General features: G+C 60.0%; 22 protein-coding genes and 1 tRNA gene. 14 read left to right on the forward strand and 9 right to left on the reverse strand.

Going from position 1 to position 25013, the window contains the following annotated elements; genetic code table 11:
* The first annotated feature begins 469 nt into the window (after positions 1-469).
* The 5 genes from NW838_RS01535 (at position 470) to NW838_RS01555 (ending at position 4952) form a co-directional block, all read left to right on the forward strand.
* Positions 470-898 carry a DUF6464 family protein gene (locus NW838_RS01535; RefSeq protein WP_369791761.1) on the forward strand — a complete coding sequence of 143 codons (429 nt, stop codon included), beginning with the start codon at positions 470-472 and terminating at the stop codon, positions 896-898.
* The gene (gene pyrF, locus NW838_RS01540; protein ID WP_414427373.1) at positions 895-1602 is read left to right on the forward strand and encodes an orotidine-5'-phosphate decarboxylase; all 708 of its coding nucleotides are present in this window, start codon (positions 895-897) and stop codon (positions 1600-1602) included. The genes NW838_RS01535 and pyrF overlap by 4 nt, the downstream gene beginning before the upstream one ends.
* Positions 1603-1733: 131 nt before the next feature.
* Positions 1734-2318, forward strand: a complete 585-nt coding sequence (locus NW838_RS01545) for a hypothetical protein (protein WP_414329542.1) — start codon at positions 1734-1736, stop codon at positions 2316-2318.
* A 200-nt stretch (positions 2319-2518) separates the two neighbouring features.
* A complete protein-coding gene (locus NW838_RS01550) occupies positions 2519-3640 on the forward strand; it encodes a hypothetical protein (RefSeq protein ID WP_414356219.1) in 1122 nt (373 codons plus the stop codon).
* A 22-nt stretch (positions 3641-3662) separates the two neighbouring features.
* Positions 3663-4952 carry a PLP-dependent aminotransferase family protein gene (locus NW838_RS01555; protein WP_414427374.1) on the forward strand — a complete coding sequence of 430 codons (1290 nt, stop codon included), beginning with the start codon at positions 3663-3665 and terminating at the stop codon, positions 4950-4952.
* Between the two features lie 23 nt (positions 4953-4975).
* On the opposite strand, the gene NW838_RS01560 is transcribed toward NW838_RS01555, so the two are convergent.
* A complete protein-coding gene (locus tag NW838_RS01560; protein WP_414356214.1) occupies positions 4976-5395 on the reverse strand; it encodes a TerB family tellurite resistance protein in 420 nt (139 codons plus the stop codon).
* A 249-nt stretch (positions 5396-5644) separates the two neighbouring features.
* Between NW838_RS01560 and NW838_RS01565 the strand changes: the two genes are divergently transcribed.
* A complete protein-coding gene (locus tag NW838_RS01565; protein ID WP_414356212.1) occupies positions 5645-6772 on the forward strand; it encodes an iron-containing alcohol dehydrogenase family protein in 1128 nt (375 codons plus the stop codon).
* A 24-nt stretch (positions 6773-6796) separates the two neighbouring features.
* On the opposite strand, the gene NW838_RS01570 is transcribed toward NW838_RS01565, so the two are convergent.
* From NW838_RS01570 to NW838_RS01580, 3 genes are all read right to left on the reverse strand, one after another.
* A complete protein-coding gene (locus NW838_RS01570) occupies positions 6797-7738 on the reverse strand; it encodes a DMT family transporter (protein WP_238376852.1) in 942 nt (313 codons plus the stop codon).
* Between the two features lie 248 nt (positions 7739-7986).
* The gene (locus NW838_RS01575) at positions 7987-9108 is read right to left on the reverse strand and encodes a glycosyltransferase family 9 protein (RefSeq protein ID WP_414356209.1); all 1122 of its coding nucleotides are present in this window, start codon (positions 9106-9108) and stop codon (positions 7987-7989) included.
* Between the two features lie 127 nt (positions 9109-9235).
* Complete coding sequence (locus tag NW838_RS01580; protein WP_414427375.1) at positions 9236-10042, reverse strand: hypothetical protein; 807 nt, start codon at positions 10040-10042, stop codon at positions 9236-9238.
* Positions 10043-10500: 458 nt separating this feature from the next.
* Here NW838_RS01580 and NW838_RS01585 point away from each other — a divergent pair, with 458 nt between their 5' ends.
* Positions 10501-11784, forward strand: a complete 1284-nt coding sequence (locus NW838_RS01585) for a DUF4912 domain-containing protein (protein ID WP_414427376.1) — start codon at positions 10501-10503, stop codon at positions 11782-11784.
* 102 nt (positions 11785-11886) lie between these two features.
* Here NW838_RS01585 and NW838_RS01590 read toward each other — a convergent pair whose 3' ends face one another.
* Together NW838_RS01590 and NW838_RS01595 are read right to left on the reverse strand one after the other, a co-directional pair.
* The gene (locus NW838_RS01590; protein WP_414427377.1) at positions 11887-12918 is read right to left on the reverse strand and encodes an anthranilate phosphoribosyltransferase family protein; all 1032 of its coding nucleotides are present in this window, start codon (positions 12916-12918) and stop codon (positions 11887-11889) included.
* 113 nt (positions 12919-13031) lie between these two features.
* Positions 13032-13997 carry a LysR family transcriptional regulator gene (locus tag NW838_RS01595; RefSeq protein ID WP_414356201.1) on the reverse strand — a complete coding sequence of 322 codons (966 nt, stop codon included), beginning with the start codon at positions 13995-13997 and terminating at the stop codon, positions 13032-13034.
* 124 nt (positions 13998-14121) lie between these two features.
* Between NW838_RS01595 and NW838_RS01600 the strand changes: the two genes are divergently transcribed.
* The 3 genes from NW838_RS01600 to NW838_RS01610 all read left to right on the forward strand — a co-directional run bounded on the left by NW838_RS01600 (position 14122) and on the right by NW838_RS01610 (position 16471).
* Positions 14122-15273: a serine hydrolase domain-containing protein gene (locus NW838_RS01600; RefSeq protein WP_414356199.1), complete on the forward strand. Its 1152-nt coding sequence runs from the start codon at positions 14122-14124 to the stop codon at positions 15271-15273.
* 55 nt (positions 15274-15328) lie between these two features.
* Positions 15329-16384, forward strand: a complete 1056-nt coding sequence (locus NW838_RS01605; RefSeq protein WP_414427378.1) for an XdhC family protein — start codon at positions 15329-15331, stop codon at positions 16382-16384.
* A 13-nt stretch (positions 16385-16397) separates the two neighbouring features.
* Positions 16398-16471, forward strand: a tRNA-Met gene (locus NW838_RS01610).
* Positions 16472-16489: 18 nt separating this feature from the next.
* Here NW838_RS01610 and leuC read toward each other — a convergent pair.
* The 3 genes from leuC to NW838_RS01625 form a co-directional block, all read right to left on the reverse strand.
* Positions 16490-17893: a 3-isopropylmalate dehydratase large subunit gene (leuC, locus tag NW838_RS01615; protein ID WP_414356195.1), complete on the reverse strand. Its 1404-nt coding sequence runs from the start codon at positions 17891-17893 to the stop codon at positions 16490-16492.
* A gap of 189 nt (positions 17894-18082) precedes the next feature.
* Positions 18083-19183: a polysaccharide deacetylase family protein gene (locus tag NW838_RS01620; protein ID WP_414356193.1), complete on the reverse strand. Its 1101-nt coding sequence runs from the start codon at positions 19181-19183 to the stop codon at positions 18083-18085.
* 63 nt (positions 19184-19246) lie between these two features.
* Positions 19247-20278: an NAD(P)/FAD-dependent oxidoreductase gene (locus tag NW838_RS01625; RefSeq protein ID WP_414409309.1), complete on the reverse strand. Its 1032-nt coding sequence runs from the start codon at positions 20276-20278 to the stop codon at positions 19247-19249.
* A 217-nt stretch (positions 20279-20495) separates the two neighbouring features.
* Between NW838_RS01625 and NW838_RS01630 the strand changes: the two genes are divergently transcribed.
* The 4 genes from NW838_RS01630 to plsY all read left to right on the forward strand — a co-directional run bounded on the left by NW838_RS01630 (position 20496) and on the right by plsY (position 24973).
* Complete coding sequence (locus NW838_RS01630) at positions 20496-21461, forward strand: SPFH domain-containing protein (RefSeq protein ID WP_414356189.1); 966 nt, start codon at positions 20496-20498, stop codon at positions 21459-21461.
* 11 nt (positions 21462-21472) lie between these two features.
* The gene (gene rimM / locus NW838_RS01635; RefSeq protein ID WP_414356187.1) at positions 21473-22012 is read left to right on the forward strand and encodes a ribosome maturation factor RimM; all 540 of its coding nucleotides are present in this window, start codon (positions 21473-21475) and stop codon (positions 22010-22012) included.
* A gap of 201 nt (positions 22013-22213) precedes the next feature.
* Positions 22214-24142: a DNA topoisomerase (ATP-hydrolyzing) subunit B gene (gene gyrB, locus NW838_RS01640; RefSeq protein WP_414356185.1), complete on the forward strand. Its 1929-nt coding sequence runs from the start codon at positions 22214-22216 to the stop codon at positions 24140-24142.
* 219 nt (positions 24143-24361) lie between these two features.
* Positions 24362-24973, forward strand: a complete 612-nt coding sequence (gene plsY / locus NW838_RS01645) for a glycerol-3-phosphate 1-O-acyltransferase PlsY (protein WP_414356184.1) — start codon at positions 24362-24364, stop codon at positions 24971-24973.
* Positions 24974-25013: the final 40 nt, after the last annotated feature.

Consider the following 25013-nt stretch of genomic DNA (forward strand, 5'->3'; position numbering starts at 1 on the left):
ATTATACATTATTTTCAGTATAGTTGAGCTTATTATTGACTAGAGTCATGCTCTATCTAACTACTGGAGATCCCATGGTTTACCGCGCTGTTTTCTGGGGATTAGCTGGGATGGCTTTGGCTTTCTCTCTCGCTTTCCTTGAGGAGGCTAACGCTCAAACCTCGCTGACTGGCATCAACCGTGACAGCGTACTGCAACTGAACCTTGGGTCGGGACGCAGCCTCCCTCGGGTACCTGTGGGCGGTTCGGGTTCTGAGGAGGGCCGGGATCCCGCTGCTCCTTCGGCGCAAATGTGGGCAGAGTGGCATATTCGCGCCAATGTCTGCACCGGAAACCTATCCACAGAAGAGTTGGCAGAGCTGTTTCCATTGGTGAATCAAGCTCTAGTGGATGCCGTTTGCCGGGGAGGAAGTTAAAGGTTGCCCAGGCTGGCGGTAAGGTGAAGAAGGAGCCTCTAGGTCGCTGCTGCATGGATTTTGAGAAACTTTTGGAGGAATGGGTTGCAGCCTTTGCCCAAGTGGCCGAAGAAAGTTTGGCCTCTTTGGAGACTGCCCTGATGGAGCTGGCAGAGCACTTGGCTGTGCCTTTACAGGAAACCCTTAGGCAGTGGGAAGCCCTCTGGAATCTGGAGGAGGAAGTGGAGCTGGAGCCTGAGCCAGAACCCTTTGAGGAAACCCTCAACCCTTCTGGCGAATCTTTCACCACCAGTCGTTTCTTCGTCAGCCCGATAGGATTTGGGGGTGTGGTTGTTTACACTTACGTGGCTTCGCCGCCAGAATACATCGGGGATCCCACCTGCCGCTACAATGCCCATTCTCCAGAGTTGCGCTGCGCCGTCAACCCCTGCGGCCCCTGTGAGGGCTGTCCCCACTATGAGCCTCGGAATGAGCCTCGATGAAGGGAGACCGCCTGATTATCGCGCTGGACACCCCTTCCCAAGAGCAGGCTTTGGGGTGGGTGGACTCTTTGCCGCAGGTGCTGTGGTGGAAGGTGGGTCTGGAGCTGTTCACTGCTGCGGGTTCCCCCATCTTGCAGGCTCTCAAGGAAAGGGGCAAGCGCATTTTTCTGGATTTGAAGCTGCACGACATTCCCCACACGGTGGGGAGGGCTACGGAGGTGGCCGTCAGCTATGGAGTGGATCTGCTCACCGTCCATGCCGCCGGTGGTAGTGCCATGTTGCGGGCAGCCGTAGCAGCTGCCCAGGGCAGTTCTTGTCGGTTGTTGGCGGTTACCCTCTTAACCAGCATTAGCCCCTCGCAGGTGCGACAGGAACTGGGCATCGAGATGGATCCCGCCGACTATGTGTTGCATTTGGCCCGGCTGGCTCAAGCTCAAGGCTTTACTGGACTGGTTTGCTCTCCTCAGGAGGTCTCGCGGTTGCGCCAAGCTTTGGGGCCGGAGGTTTTGCTGGTTACTCCCGGGATCCGTCTGGGCCAAGCCAAGGCGGGGGATGGAGAGGAGGATCAACAGCGCATCTGCACGCCCGACGAAGCTCTGCGGGCAGGAGCCGATTATCTGGTGGTGGGCCGCCCCATCACCGCTTCTCCCGATCCCGTGGCCGCCTTGCGGCGCTTCCAAGCCTCATGGGATGCTGCCGGGTGAGGGTGTGGGGAGATGCCCGATGTTATTGGGGTAGTTCTGTAATGCAACGACGCCGTAGGCTTGTGCAGTGGATCCCTGAAAAAAGGCCGGCTGGATCCGGCAGGAGATGTTGGCTAGGAGTCGGTTTGTCGGTGGTTTTGGGCCTGGTCAGCACTCCTGGGCGCGTTAGGGGTGCGGAGCATTTCGTTCCGGCAAGAGGGGAAACTTGCCTGGCTGCTCCTCAGGTTTGGGCTGAGGCTCTAACGGAGCAGTTGCCCTTGTTCCTCAATCTGGCCTTGAGCCGCTCCCGCTCTGAGTTTCAGGTTGTGCTGGTGGGGAAGCCGGAGGTTGAAATGCTCTCTCCAAGGTCTCTGGCCCGCTTACGCCAACAGGAGCTGGCTCCGGTTTTGCCGGACACCGCAACTGCTGTTTCGCCAGAAGCTTTTCGGCTGTATTTCACCACGCTGGAGCGCCGCTTGGTCTTGCCCCAACACCCCCAAAAGGAGGGCAACTCCTTGGCCGGTCGGCGCAGCGAAACCCTGCAACTGGCCTACGAGGCTTATGTTCTGCGGGCTGCTCCTGGGGATCCCTGGCGGTTGGTGCGTCTGCAGGTAACCGGATCGGGGATCCCCATTCGCGATGTAACGAATGGACTCACTGCCCAGGCCATCCGCCGCTGGCAACAGTCGGGTTGCCCCTTGACGGGCGATCTAGAGTTGACTAGACCTTCTCTCTAGCGGCGCGGAGCGCTTTGCGTCAGCATGAGTGCGGGAGTATGTCACGCGGGGAGATTCTCTTTTGGAAGTAACGAAGGGGCACTTTTTCTCCCCAACCGGCCAAGAGTAGAGGGCGTTGGATGTTCTGCTGCCGGTCGAGGGCCCACCCCGTGTAGGGATAGTGTTCTGCACTGCTCATGCGAACAGGCTAGGGTTTACCCATGAAGTTTCCCCCCGCCACACCCCGCCCGGGCAAGCGGCTGCCCCGCGGCTCATTTCCCCGCCTGAGCTCCTCCAACAGGGACAACCATCGCCGTCGGCGTTTGGTTGGTTTTGGTTTCATGGGCCACTGGCTGCTATGGGGAGGGATGGGCCTTCTTTTGGGGCAGCGACTCCGCTCTTGGGGGCAACCGGCTCCTCTGCAGTGGTGGCGCGTTTTGCCGGTGAGCAGTTCTGAGGGATCCCTGACTTTTGTCCAACCGGAACTGCCTCTCTACCACTCGTTCGCGTCAGTGGTGCGGAGCGCTTTTGCCGACAGGCTACTGCCCTGGCTGGCTCAGGGAACCGGGATCTCGGCTGAAGGGATCCTGCACATCTTCTCAGCTATGGCCTGCTTGGCCATTCTGCTGTTGTGCTGGAGCTGGGGCAACTTCTGGAGTGCCGGTCTATGGGGACTCAGCCCCTGGGTGTTGACCCAAGGGTTGGAGCCAGGCAGCGAGATTTTGGGCAGCCTGGTTTTGCTTTGCAGTTGTGGTGTTGGGCCGGGATCCACCTTGCGCTGGTGGGGTCTGGCCTTAGCTTGTGCCCTGTCTTATAAGGTTTGGCCCTTGGCTCTGCTCTGGGCGGGGCTGTGGACGAGCCAGCAGTGGCCACGGCAACCGTTGCGTTCGCGTCAGCGGCTCGGAATATCAGGACTGCTTTTGCTGCTGCTGGTGATGGGGCTTTCCTGGCTGGGACGGTTTAATTTGCCGGCTACCTCTGCTGAGGTGATTCCCCATCCTCTCAGCTCCCAAGGTGGCTTGGCCGTTTTGGCTACTTTGATGCTGCCCTTGGGGTTGAGCTTGGTGCGGTTGGGCTGGCCCTGGGCAGAACGGCAGCAAGCCCTGCTCAGCTTGGCCGGTTTGGGCCATGTCCTCTGGATGGGGGCGCTGGCGACATGGTTTTGGGATCCCCAAGTGAACACCCTGCAGCAAAGTGCTCGCTGGGGTTTGGTGGTGCTCCCCTTCCTATGCCTGAGCGCCGGCGGCGTCTTGGCTGAGATCCCCTACCGGAGCTGGCGGCGGGTTTTGGGATCCCTACTCCTGGGCAGTTCTTTCTTGTTATCGTGGCAGGCATTGGCCTAAGGTATTCTTTCTCTTGCTTGCCATGACCCAGACCTCGTCCGCATCGGCACCGCGTAGCACTTCGCGGCCCTTGTTGCAAACCCTTTTTGCCCAACGGGCTCAGGCTGTGATCCCTTCTCCTTTCGGGGCGGAGATCCCAGGGGCGGTGCCAGTGGTTACCAGTTTTACCTTTGGGCTGGCGGATCCGCGCCTGTTTCCCAAGGCCGACTTGGCGCGGGCCACGGCGGAGGTGTTGGCAGAGGATGGGGACAATGCCCTCAATTACGGCGGCACGTTTGCCGGGCTGATCAACGTGGTGCTGCAGTTGATGCGGGATAGAGGGGTAGAGGCCCAGCCGGAAAACCTACTGATCGGCTATGGCTCTGGGCAGATCCTCGGCCTGTTGCCTCAGGTCTTCGTGGAGCCGGGGGATGTAGTCATTGTGGAAGGGCCCACCTTCATGGGGGCTGTCAGCCGTTTTGCGGCGGCAGGAGCGCGTCTGATCTCGATTCCGGTGGATGGGGAAGGCATGGTGGTGGATCGCCTGGAAGAGGTGCTGCGCGATCTGGCTCGCCAAGGGATCCGCCCCCGATTTGTCTATACCATTCCCACCTTCCAAAACCCCAAAGGCTGCACCCTCTCTGGGCCACGGCGGCAGAAATTGGTGCAGTTGGCAGCTGAGTACGGTGTGGTGGTGGTGGAGGACGAGGCCTACTACGACCTGCGCTTTGCCGGGGATCCCTTGCCCAGCTTGGCTGCGCTGGATCGGGAAGGCTGGGTTCTTCATGTGGGCACCTTCTCCAAGATTGTGGTGCCGGGGGTGCGGGTGGGCTGGGCCTGTGGTCACCCTGAGATCATCCGCCGCTTGGAGATGTTTCGCAGCGAGGGATCCCTGGGGCCCTTTTTGGGCCGGGTGGTGGCCCGCTATTGCGGGGAGGGCCGTCTGCAGAGCCACATTCAACTCCTCACCCGTCGCTACCGAGAAAAGTGCCAGGTGATGCTGGAGGCCATCGCTCAACATTTTCCCCCCGAAGTCAAGGTGGAGGCCCCTGGGGGTGGATTCTTCGTTTGGTGTGAGCTACCCCCTTTCCTAAGCGCCAGCACCTTGTTGCAGGCTACCCGTGCCCTGGGGGTCACCTTCCTACCGGGCACCCACTGCTTTGCCGACGGCCAAGGAGACCATGCTCTGCGCCTGGCCTTCAGCTATCAACCCGAGGAGCGCATTGTCAGTGGGATCCAGACCATTGGGGAACAACTGTACAGACTGATACACTCTTGCGCCAGCGGTGCGGAGCAGCAAGGGAAGGAGCTCTCCAAAAGCATGGATCCTTGAAGCCCAGAGCGCAGATTTCCCGCTCACCTGCCCCCCACAGCCTTGGCCACGCGCCGGAAAAATTGCCCAACGCCCTTCACCAGGTTAGGTGCAGATTCTGGACGAGCCGGGATCCCTGCCATGAGGGTGTAGTAGTCATCCAAGAGGGTGTGCTCTTCTGGAGAGACCGTGTTGTCGGCCATCATCAGGTTGCCGATTGCTCCCAAAAGTTGCATACGCTCGGTTTCGCTAGCCTGGGCTAGATAATCGGCCATCCAGCGCTCGGTTTGCTCCATCGGGATGGGCTCTTGGATCAGTTCTCGCAGCTCGGTATCGTGCTCCAAACCATAGCGGCGCAGCAGGGATCCCAAGTAGGCCAATTCCTGGGGTTCCAAATGCCCATCGGCCCAAGCAGAGCCGGCCACAATTTTGAGCATGAGCTGATGTTGAGTTGTGGGGTTCATGGTGGGATCCCTTGCTGAGAACTGTTGTCGCTACGCGACACTTCTGCGAACGTGTCAGGGGGCCAGAGACCTTAGAGGCTGCAGAGTTGAGGGGATGAACAGCTTAACTATAGCCAGACCTTGGGTGAGCCATCTGCGTTCGCGTCAGCAGCGCGGAGCCCTTTTTTCGGCTAGGATCGTTATCTGTATTACGAACACTGAGCTATTCGCGATAGCGGGACGGAGTCCTTTTTCTCGCCCATTCTTGCAATGCTGAGCGCCTCTCCTTGCCAATTGGATCTTGCCATTCTGGCCCCAGGTCGGCTGTACCGCGGCAGCGGCATTCTGGAAGCTGTGCCCCTCACCGTGCTGGGATCCCGCGTGCTGGTGATCGGGGGGGAACGCTCCTTGGCTGTAGTTGAGGCCCCCCTGGAGCGCAATTTCGCCCGGGATCCCGCCCTCCAAGTTCACTGGACTACCTACGGGGTAGACTGCAGCGAGTCCGAGCTGGCGCGTTTGCAGGCGCTGGCCACGGCGGAATCGGTAACCGGCATCTTAGGAGTGGGGGGTGGCAAGGCACTGGATACGGCCAAGCTAGTGGCCCACCGGCTGCGGATCCCGGTGGTTACCGTGCCCACCTCTGCGGCCACCTGTGCCGCCTGGAGCGCCCTATCCAATATCTACTCCGACAGCGGCGCTTTTCAGCAGGATGTGAGCCTGGATCGCGCCCCTGCTGCCCTGATCCTGGACTATGAGCTGATTCTGCAAGCTCCAGCGCGCACCCTAGTGGCTGGGATCGGAGATGCCTTGGCTAAGTGGTACGAGTCTTCCGTCAGCAGCGGCAGTTCAGAAGATGCCCTGGTGATTGGCGCTGTGCAGCAGGCCCGCGTCCTGCGGGATTTGCTCCTCCAGCAATCGGCGGCGGCCTTGAGGGAGCCGGGCGGAACCGCTTGGAAGCAGGTGGTGGATGCTTGCATTTGCCTGGCGGGGATCGTCGGCGGCATGGGTGGGGCTAAGTGTCGCACCGTGGCCGCCCACGCTGTCCACAACGGGCTAACCCACTTGTCGGGGCACCGGGCCACCCTGCACGGCGAGAAGGTGGCTTTCGGCATTTTGGCCCAGCTCCGCCTAGAAGAGATCCTGCAGGGAAGCCAGTTGGCGCTGGCAGCACGTACCCAGTTGCTGGAGTTCTACCGCCAGGTGGGGCTGCCCCTCAACTTGCGGGATCTCAAGCTAGGTCACTTGGGATCCGCCGACCTGCTGCATGCTGCCCAAGTGGCCTGCCAGCCAGGATCCGACATCCACCACCTGCCCTTCCCCGTCAGTCCAGAAGCCCTGTTGGTGGCCCTTACCACCACAGACCTGACCAGCTCCAGCCCTGTTCTCCCTCGGCTGTAAGTCCTGGCAGAGGATATCTGTCTGCTATCCAACTCCGCCGGTACGGGCCTGGGTCGGCATTGTGGGCAGGCGGGCTTCGCCGTAGGCTCCAGAGGTGGCGCCCACCAAGATCAAGGCTCCGCCCATCCAAGTCCACCCATCCGGGATCTCGGCAAACACCCAAAACCCGATTAGGCTGGCCCAGAGCAGACGGGAGAAATCCAGAGGCAGCAGCATCGTCACCTCAGCTAGCTTGTAGGCCTGGGCGAGGGCCACCTGGCCAATGCTGCCCAGTAGCCCCATGGCCACCATCCACAGCCACTGCTCAGGAGAAGGCCAGGTCCAAACCCAGACGGCAGCCAGAAAGGAAAGGGGGGTCTGCAGCAGGCCCATGTAGGCCGTAATCGTGAGGCTGGACTCGGTGCGGGAGAGGATCTTGAGCACGATGGTCACCCAGGCAAAGAGTGCTGCCGCCCCCAAGGCCAGCCCTGTTCCCAGAGAAAACTCTCGGAAGCCTGGCCTCAACATCACCAAAGCCCCGGCAAACCCCAGGCCCAATCCCAGCCAGCGGGACGAGCGCATCTGCTCGCCCAACACCCATACCGCCATCGTGCCGGCAAACAAAAGTTGAACAAAGCTCAGCGCCGTAGCTTCTGCCAGAGGCAACAGGCTGGCTGCCCAAAAGGAGAGCAACATCCCCACCGTGCTGATCGCCGAGCGCAGGAGGTAAAACTCCATCTTGGCGGTGTGCAGAGACTGGATCCCAGCCCGCAACACCAGCGGCGACAGGGCGAGAAACCCGAATAGGTTGCGCAAAAACACAATCTGAAAGGGGTGAAGGGCGGGAGTGTTGAGCCGGATGATCGCGCCTAAACAGGCAAAGCAAGCAGTGGCCAGCAGCTTCAGGGCAACTCCTTGCCAGAGCCTTATTTTTCCCCACTCTGCAAAGCGGCTCAGCTGGTGGCGATACCACATCTCCAAAGTCACAGCTCACACCCAAATGGTTTAGGCACTAAGTTTTCAGCCTTGAACTCTCAGCTTAAACGGACTTCCAGGGATCCGAACTGCGCCCCTGGGCACTCCTTGCTGCCCACCGGCCCCCCTGATTCCCAGGGGGAAAAAGATGGGGATCCCAAGACATGGCCATTTCAAGTAGCCATGAAACAACTCACCCCGTCGCTCCATAGCTCCCCTCTCTCTTTGGGAGAGGGGCTGGGGGTGAGGGCGTGGAACCTCTAGGTTTGCTTGAGAATCTCTTTCAAGTAGCCGATGACCGTTTCCGGCTTGAGATGGGCCATACAGGGATGACCCTCCACCAGGCAGGTTTCGTTTTTGAACTTGTTCTCTGCGCAGACCCGGCACTTGTAGGCGGTTTGGGTGAGATAGACGTGGGGCAGACGAGGAGCCCACAGTCGCACCGGGCTGGCCCCATCCCCATCGGCATCGTTGCCAAACAGGGCAATGGTGGGACAGCCCACTGCCGCCGCGATGTGCATCGGCCCCGCATCCACGGAGATACACACCCGCGCCCGCTTCAGGGCCCCCGCCAGCTCCATGAGGCTGGTTTTGCCCCGCAGGTCAACCATTCCCGTTTGCGCCAGCAGTTCGTCTTCGCTGCTGCCGCCGTGGTAGAGGGATCGCTGCAGCTCCGGCGCGCTGCCGATTAGCCCCACCTGCAGGCCCTGGCCTTGGCACCACTGGATCACCTGCCGCCAGTACTCCAGAGGCCACATCTTGGCGCGGCGGGTAGTGGTGATGTGCACCAAGACCTCTGGCACCGGAAAACCGGGATCCCGGCTGGGCAGCTCCAGGCGGAAAAAATCCGTCTCCACGTACGCCAGGCGACAGAAGATTTCGGCGATGTAGTTGCTGGTGAGGATCCCTTTGTAGCGCTGCAGAAACTCCAGGCCGTTCCAGTCGTCATCCTGGAGCATGCGCTGTACCGGGTCGGAGCCGGGATCCAACTTGCGGCGAAAATCCAGAGTCAAGCCGGCCCCGGCAATGTACTGGGGGCGCAGGGCCGTTACCGCCACCAGGTTGAGCTCGCTAAACTCGTCGCAATTGATGGCCAGATCGTAGGGCCCGGCCTGAGCCACCCGTTCTCGCACAGCAGCGGTCAGGGCCTCGAGGTAATCGGGGCGACGGCTGTAGAGAGGAAAGCTGAAGTCGATGTAGGGGCAGTGGAGCTCAAAGTCGCGGGTAATCTCGCTGCCAAAAAAATCCAGCACACAGCCGGGGTATTTTTCCTTGAGGCCCCGCAACAGCGGGATGGTAACCACAAAATTGCCCACCTTGCTGGAGGAAAACACCGCCAGGTGGGGATGTTCCCGCAGAGGTTGGTTGGCAAACCGTTGCATAAGGCTGGGATCCCCAGGAAGATATCAACCCCGCTGGAGGTGGTGCGGGTGGTGCAGACAGAGCACTTTTGCTAGGCTAGCATTCCTCTGTCCTGTGCTTTGATGGCCATGCTGGGATCCCTGGGCCTCAGGGGAGACTGGCTTGGCTGCCATCCCAGATGACCACCACAGCAAAGCGATCCAGAAAGCCATCTGTCGCATTCATCTGGCGCAGACTAAAAGCATCTTCGGCGGAAATCACCAGGTCGTAGCCCAGGGTGCGGATGGCACGAATGCGGTGAGGCCGTTCCCCGATGCGGTTCACCAGTGAGCGGGCCTGCTCTTCCGAGGTGGCATAGGCAGCTGTGCCCTCGCTGCCCACAAAGGCCGCGTTGAGGTCTTGGCCAAGAGTAACGGGGGTATAGACTTGATTGCCATCGGGATCAAACAAGCGCATTGACTGGCTAGGCAAGAAATCCAAGCCTCGTGCATCCACAATCAACCCTGTCACTTGCGGTTCCCGCCGCTGGGATCCCGCCTCCAGACCCGCTCCACCCCCTGGCCCTTGGCCTGTGCCCACCCCTGAGCCAGGACTGGCTCCGCGCACCCCACTCTGGCCGCTGCCCGGCCCGATCACTTCCCCCTGCCGGGATCCAGAGCCACTGCCGCCAGGGCTGGTGCCGAACTGCCGCAACAGATCCAGATCGAAGACCGGGCCTTCTGCCACTTCTCCATGGCCAGGTTGGGCCGGCTGGACTTTTGGATCGGCTTGATCTGTTTGTGGGAGCGGAACAGAATCCTGGGTTACTGGACGCCAGGGCGTTGCTTCAGAAGCGGGCAGGGTAGGGGATCCCCCTTGCAAGCGGTAAAGGGGAGGAAACAGCGTTTGGGCATCCACAGCTTCCACCGGCAAGACCGGCCCCGCCAGCAGGATCCCCAGTGCTGCCCAGCTCACTTGGATCCGTATGCCTTGAATCCTATACTTCCACCACCTCATGCCCACACCTCTTGGCCTCAAAACCTGCGGCCCGCTCGGCAACCGCTCATCCTCCCCCATGCTACCCAGGCAGGGCCGGTTCGGCAGGGGATCCCGCGCAGTCTTCCCCTTGGCTTGAGAGCAGCTGGGGCTCCTGGCCTCTCCCTAAAGGTGGGTCGGAGAACAAGAGATTGATCCCCAGCGATCCCCAGGGTCTTGACCGACAGGCAAAAATACGCAAACATGGGTTCATCATTCTTGATGATCCCCGTTGATCCCCACCTGATGGTTGTCAGCGGCTGGAGAGCGCAAGGCAGGCCGGCACGCCAGCGGGTTCGAGGCTGTACTGAGCCGCAAGCTGGGATCGGCCTTTGGGTTAGAAGCTGGAGCATTGCACAAAGCCCGATTTGTCGAAGAGAAGACAGGAGACCCCGACCATGCCACAAGAGCGGATCCCGTTGGAAGAAATGACCATCCGGCAGTTGCGGGAAGAAGCTGCCCGCTATCAGATCCCCAAGTACAGCCGCATGACCAAGGAGCAACTTGTCCAGGCCATTCGGGAAGCCCAAGCTGCTCGCAGCGGTCGTCCCGCTGACACGATGCCAGAGCCGAGCGGCCAAGAGTCGGTTACCCAAACGAAGTTTGTGGGCCAAGAGGTTGGCGGTAAGCCGGATCTGGCCGATGTGGACAAAGGGCTGGGCGATTTGCCGGGCGGTTACGGGGAAAGCCGCATTGTTTTGCTGCCGCGGGATCCCCAGTGGGCCTACGCCTATTGGGATGTGCCCAACGAGGCCAAGGAGAGCAAGCGCCGCGAGGGGGGTCAGCAATTGGCGCTGCGCCTCTACGATGTGACGGATATCGATTTCAGCTACCAGCCGGCCCACAGCATGCAGGAGTACCCCTGTGACGAGTTGGCGCGGGAGTGGTACCTGCCGATTCCGGTGAGCGATCGTTCCTACATTGTGGAGATCGGCTACCGGACGGCAGATGGCCGCTGGCTGATGTTGGCCCGCTCGGCTGCAGTGATGGTGCCGCCGGTCTATCCTTCCGACTGGTTTGAAGAGCATTTCCTGACGGTGCCCTTCGATATGGCCCTGCAGGGCCGCACCCTTTACCAGCTCAGCGAGCCCTACAAGCGCAGCGCCACCGGCATGGGCGTGGTGGACTACAAAGGCGATGAGCCGCAGCAGGGTGCCACGGTCGATCCCTTCCTGGAAATGGTGGGTGGCTTTGAGGCGATGCGGGTGGCGGGATCCCTGTTTGGCAGCCACCAGATGGGCAGCCGCCAATTGGTGCCCGAGCAGGCCATCAGCTCGTTTATCATCCCCTCGGGTGTGGGCATGATGGGGATGGCCATGGCGGAGGTGCCCTCTGCTCCCTGGATGGCTTCGGGATCCGGCCTGGGCCTGTTCTCGGGGGCTTCCGAAGTGCTGCCGCAGCGCTCTCGCAAGTTCTGGCTGGTGGCCGATGCCGAGCTGATTGTCTATGGGGCCACAGAGCCGGATGCCACCGTCACCATTGGCGGGCGGAAGATCCAGCTCAACCCCGATGGCACCTTCCGCTTCCACATGGCCTTCCCAGACGGCAACATCGACTTCCCCATCTTCGCCGTGGCTGCCGATGGCGAGCAAAACCGGGAGATCCACATGACTTTCGACCGCCGCACCCTCTCCCGCCGCACCAACACCAAGGAGGAGGCCATCGAGGAGCTGTTGCCCTAAAGGATCCAACCTTCGGCTTCTCGCCCCCTGGAGCTGGCCGGGGGGCTTTTTTCCCTGGGCTGGAGAGCTTGACTCTAGTCATCGAAACAGGGGATGCCAGTCCTAGGAGAGGTCAATCACCTGGATCAGTTGTTTCAGCTTCTCCATCACCCGTCCGGAGCGAAGTAGGTCTTCCGCCTGTTGGATCCCTTCTGGCAAGGATGGGGCGTGGCCGAGGAGCCACAGATAGCTACCCCCATTCCAGAGAGCGGCTGGGGTGAGTTCACAGGGATCCCCGCTGAGCACCTGCTGCATCTGTTGGAGCAGCTCTTTCTCGCCGGAGAGGGGAATCTCCGGGCCTGCCAAGTGACAATCGCGAGCCTTCAAGAGCAGCCGTTTCCCGCCCTGGTTGAGAATGGCCGCCCGTTCCCGCGGCAGGTCGCAACTGCCTTCCAAACCTTTGACGGTGGTAAATTGCCGGATCTCCCGCAGGGCAAACAGCTCCAGCATCGTGGCCTCGGTGGGCGGATGCACGTACCCGGCCACCAGGTGAAAGGGGCCTTGGTAGGGTGTCCAGACCAGCTCCAAGGTGGCCAAGGGGGGGCGCTTGCCGATTTGATCCCGGTAGTCCATCAGGGCCTGAGCCTGGGGAAAACAGGTGGGCAAATACAAAAATCCCAGCCCGGTTTGTTCCAGCAGTTGCCCCACCCGCTCCAGGGATAGCCCTCGCCAATCCACCCCCAAGCTCCGCCACACCGTTTCCAAAGGCAGCCCATACTTGGTGGGACAGAAGCCAGAGCCATGCAGCAAAACGGCTGACCCTGCCGCCGCCAGCAGCAAAGCCACCAGCACCCCCAGCGGCGCAGTCCGCGAGCGGCCATCGTAGGGATGGCCAAAGATGATCAAGGGATGGGGCAAATCCCGTTGGGGCAGAAGAGGGCCGTCTTCTGCATAGGCATCCAACATACCGGCCAGCTCCTCGGCAGTGGGGCGCTTGATGCGGTGGGCAATTAAAAAAGCCCCGATCTGGGCGGGAGTGGCTTCCCCCCGCAGGAGCATCCGAGCAGCGCTGGCGGCCTCTGCCCGGCTGAGATCCTGGTGGGTGTGGGTGCCGCTGCCGATTTTTTTCAACAGCTCGCGAAACTCTTGGCTCATGGCATCGGCGGTCGGGAGCGCTGGGCTACCCAAGTAGGGGGAGATAACGGCGGAACACTTGCAACTACCGATACAGGTATTTGACAACTTACAGAAATTTCTACAAAAAATCCCTACAGAACTGACAACAGCCCGGCAGAGGGCTGAGGGAAATGGGGATCTGTACCGGAAGCAGGCTCAACCTCAGACTGCCTGATAAGCTGGGCGGCCAACTGCAAAAACCGGCGAATGGGAGGGATCCGATAGCGATCGCTGGTGGTGACCATAACCACCTGTCGCCTCAATAGGGGGGGCTCGGTGGGTCGCACCTGCAAATCCGGATCGGCGCAGCAGTCCACCAGGGCCGACTCCGGCAGGAGGGCAATCAACTGCCCCTGTCGCACCACCCCCCGAAAGGCATCCAAGGTGTTCAGTTCCAGGGCTGCTTTGAGGGGAAGCCCCTGCCGGGCCAGATGGGATCCCACCAAGGAGCGCATGGCATAGCCATCTTTGAACACAGCCTGGGGATACTCCGCCAGCACCTTCCAGGGGATCCGCTCGTAGCGGCTGAGGGGATGGGTGGCGGGCATCAATACTTGAATTGGCTCCGAGTACAGTGGCTCCACCACCAGCTCTGCCCCCCGCGTCATCAGGGGGTTCTCCATCACCAGGGCCACATCCACCAGCCCATCCCTGAGCACCTTTAAGGCGCGGTCGCTGCCCAGAGCGGTAACCCGCAACTGCACCTCTGGGTACTCCCAGCAAAACTGTTGCAGCACCGGCGGCAGTTGATGGGCGATCAGGGAATGGATCCCGGCAATGCAGAGCTCAGTTTGCTGGCCCTGCAGCCATTCTCGAATGCTTTCCTGAGCCCGCTGCCATTCCTGACAGATGCGACGGGCATGGGGCAAAAGCCGTTCCCCGGCCACAGTTAGGGCCACCGGGCTTTTGCGATGCAACAGCGGAGCGCCCACTGCTTCTTCCAGGGCCTGGATCTGGCGGCTAATAGCCGATTGGGTCAGACCGCTGAGGCGAGCAGCGGCCAAAAAGCTGCCTGTTTCCACCACGTTCAAAAAAGCTTGCAACAACTCCAGCCGCACCTGGGATCCCTTGATGATGTAGCCTGCCGTGGTGGCATCCTAGCTGGGGAAGCGGTAGGCTTTTGTAAACACCGTTACAAGTTGTTTGTTGGACTGGGGATCCCCAAGCCAGGAGGAGAAGCAGATGGGTTGGGATCCAGCCTTGCTGGAGGGGCTGCTCAACTCTGCCATTCCGCACCTTTTCCCCGCTGCCCAAGTGGCCATCCGCCACAAGGGAAGGTGTATTTACTCAAGGGCGGCAGGTTATCTCGACCCTGAGACCCGGCGCCAACCAACAACCTCGGCCACCCGTTTTGACCTGGCCTCGCTGACCAAGCTCTACACCGCCACCGCCTGCATGGCCCTGGTGGAAGCCGGAGCGTTGCTGTTGGATCAACCGGTCAGTCTCCTGTTGCCGGAGTTTCAGGGATCCCGCCCCATTGCCCCCTATGAAGATCCTCTGCAGCCGGGGAAATGGATTGCTGTGGAACCGGAATCCTTAGGCCAGCTTGTTGCAACAGAACAGGTGACGGTGCGACAGTTGCTGGCCCACACCGCCGGTTTGCCCGCCTGGCGGCCCCTGTTTCGACAGCCCGATGCCGAATCGGCCCGGCACATGGCCCTGCACACCTTTTTGGCCTACAGGCCGGGATCCCGCAGAGTCTACAGCGATCTTGGATTGATCCTGCTGGGGCTGGCTTTGGAACGTCTGAGCGGAACCCCTCTGGATCAGATCTTGCATGCCCGGATCTTGCGGCCTCTGGGCCTGAGCCAAACTCAGTTTTATCCGGGGGATCCTTTCGACCCACCCCCTGTCTCTGTCTCTTGTGCCCCCACCGAGCTGTGTCCTTGGCGAAAGCGCCGCCTACAGGGGCAGGTTCACGACGAAAATGCCGCCCGCCTGGGCGGGATCGCCGGCCATGCCGGACTATTCGCCACGGCAGAGGAAGTAGCCGCTTTCGGAGAGAGTTTTTTGACGGGATCCCTGCTGCAGCCCCAAACGGTGAGGGAAATGACCCGCGAGCAGTTGCCTCAGCAAGGGGATGCCCACCGCTGTCACGAGCGCCGGGGTTTGGGGTTTGCCTTGCGCTCTCCGGATCCCTTGGCCAGCAGCTCCCCGTTCAGCCCCAGCGCCTTCGGCCACACCGGCTTCACCGGAACCTCCCTGTGGATCGATCCAGAGCGGGAACTGGTGGTGGCGCTGCTCACCAACGCCGTCTACCACGGTCGGCGGGAGAACGGGTTCCAGGCTTTCCGGGTTGCCTTCCATCAGGCCATCCTAGAGGGGCTTTCTTGATCATTGAGTCCCTGACCGTTCCCGCTAGGGTGCCGTAGGCATAACCGAGGCTGAGGTGGACGAGACCTTTTACCGACAGTTGGCAGATATGCTCTCCCGCGGGCCGCTGGTGGTGGCCACCGTGATCCGCACCCAGGGATCTGTGCCTCGCCAGGCGGGGGCAAAACTGGCCGTGGGATCCGATGGCACCCTGTTGGGCACTGTTGGCGGTGGGGCTGCCGAAGCGGAAGTCATTGCCCGAGCGCAAACCCTTTTGCAGGCTGCCGTTCCCGTTGGCGATGGCGATGGGGAGTCCTCGCCGGCTGGGATGCAAGTTTCCCTTGACCTCAACAGCCCTCCCTTGGGCGTTTGCGGGGGACGGATGCACATTTGGCTACAGCGATGGCAGGGATCCCCTGCCCAAACATTGGCGGCCCAGATCCTCCAGGCTCTGACCCAAGGGCCAAGGGCTTGGCTGATCACTCCCCTCCATCCTCAGGGGTTCCCCTACCTCAGCCTTAGCGACAGCGGTGCGGAGCACTTTGCCCCCCTGCCATCCCGCCCACAGCTCCTCGCGGGATCCTGGGTCGAGCCCCTCCTCCCTTCCCCCACCCTGCTGATCGTCGGAGCGGGCCACTGCGGCCTGTCCCTGGCCCAGATCGCCCATTTGGCCGGCTTTCGCATTTGGGTTCAGGACGATCGCCCAGACTGGGTAACCCCTCAGCGCTTTCCCGTTGCCGAGCGGCTGTGCTCAGAACCCTTTGCCCAACTTATCCCCCATCTGCACAGGATCCCGCAGCTCTACATCGCTCTTGTGACCCGCAGCTACAGCCTCGATTGCCAAATCCTGCGGGCCATCTACCACTCCGGCCTGACCCCCCACTACCTGGGGATGATCGGCAGCCGCAAGCGGGTACAAACCGTACTGCGAACCCTGGCCCAGGAAGGGATCCCGGAGACCGCCTTCAGTCGGCTCTTTGCCCCCATTGGCCTGGAGATCCACGCCGAAACCCCCGCCGAGATTGCCATCAGCATCACCGCCCAGCTCATCCAGGTGCGACGGGGATCCCCGAAGAGAATGCCCGGCGAAACTCAAGGTGTAGGCTTGCCGGTTAGCCGGAGGACAAGCTAGGCTAGAAAAGCGCCGCGGGGTAGAGCAGCCTGGTAGCTCGTCGGGCTCATAACCCGAAGGTCACTGGTTCAAATCCAGTCCCCGCTATACCTAGGGGACAGTTGCTTAGAGCAGCGTCCGCACATCCACCACCTTGCCGCTGACTGCCGCTGCGGCCACCATAGCCGGGCTCATGAGCAGAGTACGCCCGCTGGGGGATCCCTGGCGGCCCTTGAAGTTGCGGTTGGAAGAAGAGGCGCTGATCTGGCGCCCCACCAGCCGATCCGGGTTCATCGCCAAACACATGGAGCAACCGGGATCCCGCCACTCAAACCCCGCCGCCTCGAAGATCTCCCGCAAGCCCTCCTGTTCTGCTTCCTGCTTTACCCGTTCTGAGCCGGGCACCACAAACGCCTTCACCCCTGGGGCCACCCGCCGCCCCTTGGCAATCTTGGCTGCCTCCCGCAGGTCGCTCAAGCGGCCATTGGTGCAACTGCCGATAAAACAGACATCCACCGGTGTCCCCACGATGGGATCCCCTGGCTGCAAGTCCATGTAGGCATAGGCCTCTTTGGCCAGTTCCCGCTCGCTTTCCGGCAGATCTTCTGGGGCAGGGATCCGCTCATCCACCCCAATCCCTTGGCCGGGGGTGATCCCCCAAGTAACCGTCGGCGCAATATCTGCGGCCTGGAAGACCACCACATCGTCGTAGCGGGCATCGCCATCGCTGGCCAGGCTTCTCCACCAGGCTACCGCCTCTTCCCAATCCGATCCCTGGGGGGCAAACTCTCGCCCCCGCAAATACTCAAAGGTCACCCCATCGGGGTTGACGTAGCCGCAGCGGGCCCCTCCCTCGATGGACATGTTGCAGAGGGTCATGCGCTCTTCCATGCTCATGGCTTCAATGGCGCTGCCCCCATACTCGTAGGCGTAGCCCACCCCGCCTTTGACCCCCAGCTTGCGGATGATGTGCAGAATTACATCCTTAGCGTAAACTCCCGGCCCCAGCTTGCCCTGGATCTCAATGCGGCGCACCTTGAGCTTGGACAAAGCCAAAGTTTGGGTGGCCAATACGTCTCGCACCTGGCTGGTGCCGATCCCAAAAGCAATGGCCCCAAAGGCCCCGTGGGTAGAGGTGTGGCTGTCCCCACAGGCGATGGTCATCCCCGGCAGAGTTAACCCTTGCTCCGGGGCAATCACATGCACGATCCCCTGCCGACCGGAGCCGCTGTTGTAGAAGCGGATGCCGTATTGCCGGCAATTGCGCTCCAATTCCTGGATCATCTCCTCTGCCAAGGGATCCGCAAAAGGCCGTGCCCGGTTGTCGGTGGGAATGATGTGATCCACGGTGGCCACCGTCCGCTCGGGAAACAGAACCGGCAGATGACGCTCCCGCAGCATGGCAAAAGCCTGCGGACTGGTCACCTCGTGAATTAGGTGCAGGCCGATGAACAACTGCGTCTGCCCAGAGGGCAAAATCCGCACCGTATGGGCATCCCACACCTTATCGAATAATGTCCTCTCGCTCATCTTCCTCGGCCCGCAGCCAAGTCCTGTAAACTTTCAATGTGCTACTTGGGGAAAAGCTTGTCAAGGCACAGGCCTCCGTTATCTCTGGGCAACGCTGCTGAGCTGAGCGAGATGCAGCCCTTCTTTGAACATCCCCAGCCGGCAAAGGCGGGTCGGAGTCCTCAAGCCAGAAAACCTGTTGCCAGCCCTTCAAACGGGATCCCTGAAGGCCGGCCAAGGCAAAAAGCGATAGCCCGCCTCTTGAATGGCAGCGACGATATCCGGCAGGGCCTCTGCGGTGTGGGGCCAGCGATCGTGGAGCAGCAAAACCAGGGGCTGATCGGAAGCCTGGATCGCCGGCAACTGAGCTCGAACACGCTCCAAAAGTTGGGCTGCGCTTTGGCCCGCGTAAGCATCTTCCGGGCTCATGTTCCAGTAAAGAACTCGATATCCTGCCTGCTCCAGAGAGCGACGCAAAGCAGAATCTAGGCGAAAACCTCCCGGTGGGCGAACAACCAGTTGGGGATCCAAGTTCAACGCTTTGAGCAGTTGGGTTGTCTGATCCACCTCAGCATAAAACAGCTCATTGCTTCCGTAGAGACGTTGATAATCGTGGGTAAAAGTATGATTGGCTAGGGTGTGGTGATGGGCCTGAATCGATTGAGCCAATTCTGGAAATCGGGAAACGTGGGTGCCGATAACAAAGAAAGTGGCCGGGATCTGAAGATCATCCAAAACCTGTAAAAGTCGGGGGGTAGACTGAGGCCAGGGGCCATCATCAATGGTCAGAAAGGCAGAACGAGGTGGCACTTCCAGTAAAGGCCCCAGCACTTCTTCTAAAGGCAGTTGCAAAGGTTGAGTATTTTCTGCCGGATCGAGAAAGTCGGGATCCGGGATCCAGCCATGCTGCAGAAACACCTGCACATGAGCGGGAGCAGGGGTAATCAGTAAACGCCCCGTCTGCTCATTTTGGTTGCCCCAGCTCAGCCGATAGGGCAGATCCGAAGCGACCTCGACGGTTGTTGTATGGGTAATGACTCCGTAGGGGATGTCGATCACATAATGCCCGTTCACCTCTTCTTGATGGATCCAGGCTGCCGAAGGAGCTGATAGATAAATGAGCAAATCTTGGGGATTGGCGCCGCGCACCACCCGAATGCTTTCAATGGGGAGAATGAGGTTGTATTCCGAGGTGGCCGTCAGGTTCAGCTCAAAAAGAGGCTGGGCCTCTACCGTGCAGTAGTAGATCAGTCCAACCAGTAGGAAGGCTAGGCAAAATATCAACGCTTTCAACGCTTTCAGAGAGTGCATGGAATGGCTTAATCCTTCGCAACCAATCATAGGACAGAAGCCACCCAAGCTCGATAGAGCCCATCAATTTAGTGAGGATCCGGAAGGCCCTGGGATCCCAGGTGGCGAGAGCAGGCGCTCTTCCCATTTACGTGCAGGTGAGGCCCGTCGGATGTCCCGCCAAATGGCTGTGGCAGCTAGGGTGCCATCGGCAACCGCAATCGACACTTGGTTCAGGCCCTGCTTCAAATCGCCCAGTGCAAACAGCCGCGGATGAGCAGTGCGACACCACTCGTCGGTTAGCAGGTTTTCCCCTTGCCATTTCAAGCCGGGGATCCCTTTCAAATAAGCATTGTGGTATTTGGCTCCCATCGCCACCAAGCCGGTGGTCGCTTCGATGTAGGTGCCATCTTCCAGCTCCACACCCTGCAATTGATGGTTTTCTCCCCAAAAACGACGAATGGGAGTTTCGTAGAGTGGGTAGCCATGATCCGCTAGTTTTTTGCGCATGTCGGGGCCGACCGAGCAGAGGCCGTGGGTCAACACCGAGATATAGGGTGTAAACCAGTTGAGGACAAAAGCTGTATTGATCCGATCTTCTGAATTGACGATCAACACCGCCTTCTGATCCCGCATTTCGTAGCCATCGCAGATCATACAGACATGCAGTGAATAGCCCGCGTAGTCGTAAACATTCTGCATATCCGACAACTGGGGCAAGTAATCCATAATGCCGGTTGCCGCGATCAAATATTTGCTCCGAAAAACGGGGTAGAGGCTGTTCATTTTTCCCACCTTGACCTTGACTGCAAAAAGGTCTCCCTCATCGGTGGCATCTTCCACAAAACCGCGCAGGTAATCTACCCCCAAGCTGAGGGCATGCTCTGTTCCCTGTCGCAACAGCTCTCGTCCGGGAGTGGTCGGAGGCAATCCCAGATAATTGCGCAAATCCTGCATCCAAAAAGATCGGCCTCTGCCCTTCTCCACCACCAGGCAACTCAGTCCGTAACGGGCCAGATAGATTGCCGCCGATAGTCCCCCTGCTCCTCCTCCGGCCACAATCACGTCATAGATTTTGCCCAAACCAACCTCTAGATTCCTGCTGCTCAGTTTCATAGACGGGATCCCCTCACGAGCTTTTTGCCGGGTGATCTCAGGTCGTTGGCTGCGGCCTGAAAAATCTTAAGAAACTCTATATGTTCCGAGGACTGCTTATCCTGCTGAGTCCACCACATTTCTGTTGAGGCGTGATCCAAGTGAAGGGAGCAGTCCCAACAACCGTCTAGCAACCGTCTAGAATGGGGACTGAACTCCCCATCAGGAGGAAAGCCCTATGCCAGGTATCTTAGCGGCCATTGCCCTGATCTTTATCGGCTACCTGTTCAACTCGGTCAAAATCATCAGCCAGGGATATGAGGCACTGGTAGAGCGTTTAGGCAGGTTTCACCGCAAGTTGACCCCAGGATTGCACTTTATTCTTCCCCCCATCGATAGGATTGTGTTCCGGGAAACCATCCGCGAGAAGGTGTTGGATGTGCCTCCTCAGCAGTGCATCACCAGCGACAACGTCTCTTTGATGGCCGATGCGGTGGTCTACTGGCGCATCACCGACATGATCAAGGCCCGCTATGCGGTCGAGGACGTGCAGCGGGCTTTGATTAACCTGGTGCTGACGGCTCTGCGGGCAGAAATTGGCCGTATGGATTTGGATCAAACCTTTTCCTCCCGCGCCGAGATCAACGCTCGCCTTTTGACAGAGCTGGACGAGGCCACAGATCCCTGGGGGATCAAGATCACCCGCGTGGAAGTCAGGGACATTCAACCCTCCAAAACCGTGCAAGACTCGATGGAAAAACAAATGGCTGCCGAGCGGGAAAAGCGGGCCGCTATTCTGAAATCAGAAGGGGAGCAGCAGGCCAGCATCAACCAGGCTGCGGGGGCCGCCAAGGCACAGCTATTGCGAGCAGAAGCGGAGAAGCGAGAGCGGCTGCTGCTGGCTGAAGGCACGGCTGAAGCCATCAAAACCATTGCCGCCACGCTGCAGGAGAACCCAGAGGCAGCCAATGCGCTGCAATACCTGATGGCGCAAAATTATATTGACATGGGCCTCAAGGTGGGCAGCAGTCCCAGCGCGAAGGTGATCTTCATGGATCCCAATTCGATCCCTGGCACCCTGCAAGGGCTGCTCTCCATGGTGGACGTGGCTAAGGGTGGGGAAGGTTCTCGCACAGTGACCTCTCAGAAGCTGCGCACCCCGACCGCTTTCCCAACCGAAGTGGACTTTCCCCGGCTCGACTGAGTTGACTGACCATGATGGCCCAGGATCCGGCTTGGCTGCTGGTGGGACAGGTGGTGGCGGCCCACGGCTTGCGGGGCTGGCTGCGGGTTAGGTGCTGGTCGGATTTCCCAGAACGCCTCACAGAGCCCGGACCGCGCTGGCTGCAGCGGGATACGGATCCCGAGCCCCTGCTGCACCCCTTGATCGAGGGGCAGTTTTTCCCGGCTAAGGGTCTTTATTTGGTGCGACTGGAAGGGATCCCCGATCGAACGGCGGCTGAGACTTGGGTAGGAGCTAGGCTGCTGGTGCCGGCTTCCCACCGCTTGCCCCTGCAGCCGGAAGAGTACCACTACCGCGATCTCATCGGCTTGACCGTCTATCGCCAGGGGGAGCTGCTGGGACATGTTTCGGGGATTTTGGCAGCCGGCCAGGATGTGCTGGAGATAACAACCCCTGATCACCGGCAGGTGTTGATCCCCTTTGTGAAAGCCCTGGTGCCCGTCGTGGATTTGGAAAAAGGCGCACTGCACGTGCAGCCGCCGCCTGGGCTGGTGGAGAGCTTTCTGGGTTAGAGTTCGACAAGACGGCCTGACTTCCGTACCTGCATCCCATCCTGAACTTGGCCCTCAGAAGCGCCTGTGTGGCCGTTCTAGCCTTTTGTGCTATTATAGGGGCAGTTTTTTGATGCTAAGCTCATCCTAGGCCTTTAAGGTCAATTTTTCTGGGTTTCTGTTGATCTTGGCCGGGAGCCTTCTTCGGAATTGGAGTTGGGAATGACGGAAAACTACGGTGCAGAGCAGATCCAAGTTTTGGAAGGCTTGGAGGCTGTGCGCAAGCGGCCTGGCATGTATATTGGCTCCACCGGGCCGAAGGGGTTGCACCATTTGGTGTACGAGGTGGTGGACAACTCCGTTGATGAGGCCCTGGCCGGCTATTGCGACGATATTCAGATCAGCCTGCATCCCGACGGCTCGGTAGCCGTCTTGGACAATGGCCGTGGCATTCCGGTGGACATCCACCCCAAAACCGGTCAGTCGGCCCTGGTTACGGTGCTGACGGTGTTGCATGCGGGGGGCAAGTTTGGCGGTGGCGGCTACAAGGTCTCCGGCGGGCTGCACGGCGTGGGCGTATCGGTGGTGAATGCCCTCTCCGAATGGGTGGAGGTGACGGTTTGGCGAGAGGGCAAGGTTTACTTTCAACGGTTCGAGCGCGGGGCGGTGGTGGGATCCCTGAAATCCGAACCCCAGCCCAAGGGATCCAATCGACGGGGTACAGAGGTGCGCTTCAAGCCGGATGGGCTGATCTTTCCCGAGCGAGAGTTCGACTATGCCCTGCTGGCGGCCCGCTTTCGCGAATTGGCCTACCTCAATGCCGGCTTGAAAATTACCTTTAGCGATCTGCGGCGGGATCCGCCCCACTGCGAAACCTATCAATATGCAGGCGGCATCAGGGAATATGTAGCCTTTATCAACCACGAAAAAACGCCCATCCACTCCGACATCATCTACATCCAAGGGGAGCGGGATGGTGTGGAGGTGGAAGTGGCGCTGCAGTGGTGCTCGGATGTGTACACCGACAATTTGATCGGCTTTGCCAACAACATCCGCACCAACGAAGGGGGTACCCACCTGGAGGGCTTGAAAACCTCTCTTACCCTCACCATCAACAGTCAAGCCCGCAAGCTCAACAAGCTGAAAGACTCCGACAGCAACCTGGCCGGAGAAAATGTGCGCGAGGGGTTGACGGCCATCGTCTCGGTCAAGGTGCCCAACCCCGAGTTTGAGGGGCAAACCAAAACCAAGTTGGGCAACACCGAGGTGCGGGGCATTGTGCAAACCCTCGTCTCCGAGGCGCTCACGGAGTACTTGGAATTCAACCCCAACGTGGCCAGGGGGATCGTCGATAAGGCCATCCAGTCCTTCAATGCTGCCGAGGCAGCCCGGCGGGCCAGAGAATTGGTGCGGCGCAAATCTGCCCTGGAATCTTCCACGCTGCCGGGGAAGTTGGCCGATTGCAGTTGCCGCGACCCGGCGGAATCTGAGGTGTATTTGGTGGAAGGCGACTCTGCAGGCGGCAGCGCCAAACAGGGTCGGGATCGGCAGTTTCAGGCGGTGTTGCCCCTGCGCGGCAAGATTCTCAACATTGAAAAGGCAGATCCCGCCAAGATCTACAAAAACGCCGAAATTCAGGCCATGATCACAGCGCTGGGTTTGGGGGTGAAAGGGGATGAATTTGATCCTAGCCAACTGCGCTACCACCGCATCATCCTCATGACCGATGCTGACGTGGACGGCAGCCACATTCGCACCCTGTTGCTGACCTTTTTCTACCGCTATCAAAAGGCGCTTCTGGAACAGGGCTATGTCTATATCGCCTGTCCGCCGCTCTACAAAATCGAGTGGGGTCGCAACAATGTTCGCTACTGCTACAGCGACGCCGAGAAAGACCAAATCCTGCGGGGGCTGCCTGCCAACGCCAAGTACACCATCCAACGGTTCAAGGGTCTGGGGGAAATGATGCCTGAACAACTTTGGGAGACCACCATGAACCCGGCAACGCGCACCCTCAAACAAATCACCATCGAAGATGCGGTGGAGGCGGATCGCATTTTCACCATCTTGATGGGAGATGCCGTTGGCCCCCGACGGGAGTTTATTGAGGCCCACAGTGCCCATTTGGATCTGGCGGCTCTCGATATTTAGCGACTCTCGATATTTAGCGACTCTCGATATTGGGTGGAGAGAACTCTGTCCCGCCTCTTCGGGGCCCACGGCAGGGGGAAAGTGCTCCGCACCGCTGGCGCGAACGTAACGGTGTTGCAGACGAGGCCGCGAGCAGCCAAAAGCTCCCGGACGGGGCAAGATCCCAGTTGCAGCCCAGACCCTGTGGCAAAGTGAGGGAGGAGCGCTCAAGATCCTGCCATGCCTGCATTCCTTACCGCTCTTCTCGCTGCGCTGGGGGGCTATCTCCTGGGATCCATCCCGACCGGCTACTGGGTAGGTCGTTGGTGGGGAGGCATCGATATTCGCCAACAGGGATCCGGCTCTACCGGAGCAACCAATGTGTTGCGGACGTTGGGCAAGGGGCCCGCCCTGCTGGTGTTGCTGGTGGATGCTGCCAAGGGGGCAGCAGCAGTTGCCCTGGGATCGGCCTTGGGATCCGCGTGGTGGGTGGTTTTGGCGGCATTGTTCGCAGTGATCGGCCATAGCCGTTCCTGCTGGCTGGGCTTCAGGGGGGGCAAATCGGTGGCCACCAGCCTGGGGATCTTGTTGGCTATGGCTTGGCCAGTAGCCCTGACAACTTTCGGCGTCTGGCTGCTGGGGCTCGCCCTCACCCGCATCGTTTCCTTCAGCTCCCTGCTGGCGGCAGTGGCGGCTCCGGTGGTGATGTGGGCAACAGCTCAACCTTTGCCCTATTTGTTGTTTGCGTTGGCGGGCGGGGTGTATGTGATCGGTGCTCATCGGCGCAACATCGAGCGCCTACTGGCCGGGTCGGAGCCGCGCATTGGCCAAAAATGGACGCAATCTCCCTAATTTTCAAGGCACTGTGAAGCAGCTGTATTACTCCGCAACG

Source organism: Synechococcus sp. R55.2 (assembly GCF_047462075.1).
Classification (GTDB): Bacteria; Cyanobacteriota; Cyanobacteriia; order Thermostichales; family Thermostichaceae; genus Thermostichus.